Below are 3,771 nucleotides of genomic sequence, written 5' to 3'. Positions count from 1 at the left end.
CGCTAAACTCAAAGAAAATCGACGCTTAGCATTACGATTTGAGAAATCCGATCTCTCTTTCCTTGCCTTTATAGCTTTAGCATCTATTAAATACAACCTTTGTTAACAGTGCCTAGTAGATCTTGTAAAACATAAAATACCAAAATCTCTCTCTGTTGATCCTATAAAAGATATACAGGTACTTTGTCCTATGCAAAGAGGCGGAGTTGGAGCTAGAGCATTAAATACCGAGCTTCAAAAAGCTCTAAATGGAAGTACTGAGTATATAACAAAGTACGGGCAAAACTATGCTATAGGAGATAAAGTAATGCAGGTAGAAAATGACTATGATAAAGAGATTTATAACGGTGATATAGGTTATATAAGAAAAATAGACCTTAATGAGCAAATAGCAGAAATAGAGTTTGATGGAGAGATTAAGGAGTATGACTTTACAGACTTTGATAAAATAACTCTTGCCTATGCAACTACCATACATAAATCACAAGGATCAGAGTATCCAGTAGTTGTGATACCACTTTTTATGCAAAGCTATCTAATGCTACAAAAGAATTTGATATATACTGGAATCACAAGAGGTAAAAGGCTTGTGATTCTTGTTGTAGAGAAGAAAGCTTTGGTTATAGGGTCTACATCTAAAAAATCCATACTGAGATATACAAAGCTAAAGGATCAAGTACAAGGCTTATGGGTAAGGAGACAGCTTAAAACCCCATATATCAATTGATGAGAGTGTTAATTAGAAGAGGTATATGGTATAATACTCTCGCTGATTTAAATGCACTATTTTCTCTTATATTTGTGCTTTTGATAATTCGGATATCCGAACTTTCTTAGATTCCCTTTTAAGAGATAAGCTATCTTCCGCTATTCTTACAAGATCTACCTCTTTTCGGAAAGGCTTCATCACCATCAATCTATCACCTATAATCTTAATTACCCTTTCTCCATTATTATTACAAAAATATACATCATCATCTTTTTCATCAAAAACTCTCCCCTTAATATACCTAACACCCACACCACTTTTTATTTCTTTTGACAAATCTAACAACTTATTTAAGTTATCAGCATCTTCTTCAAGTAGCTTTTTTATATATTTTGCAGTTCTGATAGAAATTTTACTCATATCACCAACTTTGTCCCAAAGTACCTGAGGTATATGGTTAAATACTAAAATCTCATTAAGCGTACTTTTTGCGATTCCTAATTTATCACAAAGTTCTTTTTGCGAAACCTTTTCATCATTCATTATCATAAAATAGCTTCTACTCTTTGAGTAAACAGAAATATCTTTTTTAATATTTTCAGAATTTTGTATAAAAAACGCCTCAGCATCACAAACATCTATTATTACAGCTCTTACCTCCGTTTTGATTAACGCACAGGCTCTCAATCTTCTCTGACCAGCAATCACTTCATAACCCACACCACTCCTCCGTACTACAATAGGTTGTATTTGACCATTTTCTAGGATGTCTTTTGCCAACTCATCAAGGTTACCTAATTCAAATTCTTGCCTATCAGCATATTTCCAAATACTACATCTCGAAACATCTAAATTCACTATATCTTTTTGATCTATAGAAATATTAGTTTTAAAAATATCTCCAAAATCTACTTTACTATTTTTCTTCATAATACTTAATTTTATCTAACATCTCATTTAAAACCATCTCAAATTCTTGCGAAACCTTTTCACCTTTTCTCTTCTCTATTTTAGCATATTCCACAATTGAATTAGAATATTTTGGAGTTTGGCTTTCTATCACAGCTGTGGACTGAGAAATCTCATTTCTAAATACTAATTCTGGAAAAGATTCTATTAATTGTTCTCTAATGTTTTGTGTAACAATGGTACCTTTATTCACTCTATTCAATATTATACCAAGAATTTTTAGATTAGGACTTAACCCAGGTTGTTGCGCCACTCTAATTTTTTGCATCAGGGAAATTAGACCCTGCATATGATATGTCTCAGGATATACAGGTATCACTATATAATCAGAAGCTATTAATCCAGAAATAAAAATGTTCCCCAATGAAGGAGGGGAATCTATAATAACGTATTCAAAAGAGTATTCATTAATTAATCTCCGGATCCCATCTCTAAAGTTGAACAGTACTTCTATTGCACTCTTTTTATCTATATCCATCAAATTCTCATCTGCACCTATGCAATATAAGCTATCAGATATCTTTGAAGGTACTATGTGTTTACCTAAATGTAATAACGTAGATGATTCTTGGGGCGGGTAATTTAATCCACCAAGCATAGTATATGTTAAATTGGCCTGAGTATCGTTATCTATTGCAAGAACTTTATTTCCATCCATGCTTAACATCTTTGCAAAATTCAAAGATAAAGTAGTTTTTCCGCACCCACCTTTTTGATTAGAAATAACTATAACTTTTGCAGACCCATTAGCAAGTACTGGATTTTTTTGCCATTCTCGAAATAATCTAATCGCTCTATCTGGTACTAACTTCCTATTTTGATCCACATCTTTTAGAAACCACTTTTTAACAGAACTTATTGAGTATCCTGTAATCTTAGATATTTGAATATTGGTTAATTTATACCTATTTTTCAAATCATTTAGCTCATATAGGTTACTCATAATATTCATCCTCACTCTCTTATTATAAAAGTTCACTAAACGCTTAATATCACATTTCTAGAAAAAAATGAACTTTTTCTTGACTATAAAAAGTATGTGTGTATTAAAGTTACACTTATGGAGTACGCCACGGTGGCTCTTTGTGAGCCTCCCTAAACAGAAACATAATTGGGAAAAGGGGCTATAAGAAATTACCTAATGAATCTCTAAAACCCACTATATTCACCAAAAACACAATGAGAATATAGCATAAAGATTCTTTAGGTCAATGTACTGCTCCTTATAAAATTTTATTGCTTTTATTATGTGGTGCAGTACTAAGTCGTTTAGTAATATATTTCTCCTGAGAAACAATGCGTATGCAGTGTTACTGAATACCCTATTAATATGGATTCAAAGATGTGGTAGAAATGTAAACGGTCTATCAGGGTGTTGGATATATAATTCACTGAAAGAATGGCACAAATTGTTACACTTTTGGTCTGAATCAAAGATAAGGAGAACAATAAAAGATCTTGAAGATATGGGGGTGCTTTTATCAAAAAGAGTAAATGCCAATAAATGGAACCAAACAAAATGGTACTCGGTAAATTTAGAGCGGTTGCAAGAAATACTAAATGACCCACTATATACCAATATCAGTACCAAAGGATCTCTAAATTTTAAAAAGAAAAAATGGACAGATCGATCAGTTCAAAATGAGCCGATCATAACAATTAATAACTATACAATAATTAATTCTTCTAATGTAGAAGAAGAGATTTTGGATTTTATAGAAAGGGACGTCAAACCTACTCCAAGCGAATCACAAGTAGCTCAGCAAATGATCCAAGCTTGGAATGATAATGTACCCAATGTGCAAGTAATCTTAACGGACTTTATAGCAACAAGCCTAGTAACTTTACTTAAGGATCACTTTGAAAATAACCTGGAAGACTGGATCAAGTACACAAAAAGTGTAGCAAGCAGTAGATATCTGATGGGTAAACTAAACAAGAACTTTAAGCCACAGTTTGGATTTTTAACAAGAGAAGATGTTGTGATAAAGGTACTAAATGGAGGTTATGGAGTTAAAGCTGATAAGCCTTGCAAACAAGAGGAAGCACAGCAAGCAGAACCACAAGTTCCTCAACAAGATGTACCTGAGGAG

At 32.7% G+C, this 3,771-nt stretch carries 4 protein-coding genes; 2 read left to right on the top strand and 2 right to left on the bottom strand.

Annotated elements, in window-relative coordinates:
- Positions 1 to 190: 190 nt before the first annotated feature.
- Positions 191 to 727 carry an ATP-dependent DNA helicase gene (locus Cyrtocomes_RS05595; protein ID WP_322498207.1) on the top strand — a complete coding sequence of 179 codons (537 nt, stop codon included), beginning with the start codon at positions 191 to 193 and terminating at the stop codon, positions 725 to 727.
- 66 nt (positions 728 to 793) lie between these two features.
- Here the strand turns inward: Cyrtocomes_RS05595 and Cyrtocomes_RS05590 are convergent, their stop codons facing one another.
- Together Cyrtocomes_RS05590 and Cyrtocomes_RS05585 are read right to left on the bottom strand one after the other, a co-directional pair.
- Positions 794 to 1,639 (bottom strand): ParB/RepB/Spo0J family partition protein, encoded by an 846-nt coding sequence (locus Cyrtocomes_RS05590; protein ID WP_322498206.1) that lies wholly within the window; start codon positions 1,637 to 1,639, stop codon positions 794 to 796.
- Positions 1,626 to 2,630: a ParA family protein gene (locus tag Cyrtocomes_RS05585; protein WP_322498205.1), complete on the bottom strand. Its 1,005-nt coding sequence runs from the start codon at positions 2,628 to 2,630 to the stop codon at positions 1,626 to 1,628. Before Cyrtocomes_RS05585 ends, Cyrtocomes_RS05590 begins: the two co-directional genes overlap by 14 nt.
- Before the next feature lie 457 nt (positions 2,631 to 3,087).
- Between Cyrtocomes_RS05585 and Cyrtocomes_RS05580 the strand changes: the two genes are divergently transcribed.
- A partial coding sequence (locus Cyrtocomes_RS05580) for a hypothetical protein (protein ID WP_322498204.1) occupies positions 3,088 to 3,771 on the top strand: 684 nt, incomplete at its 3' end.

Origin of the sequence: Candidatus Cyrtobacter comes, assembly GCF_034470605.1 — a bacterium.
GTDB classification, from domain to species: Bacteria; Pseudomonadota; Alphaproteobacteria; order Rickettsiales; family Midichloriaceae; genus Cyrtobacter; species Cyrtobacter comes.
The sequence above is the reverse complement of the archived record's forward strand: the minus strand, read 5'-3'. Positions and strand labels throughout refer to the sequence as shown.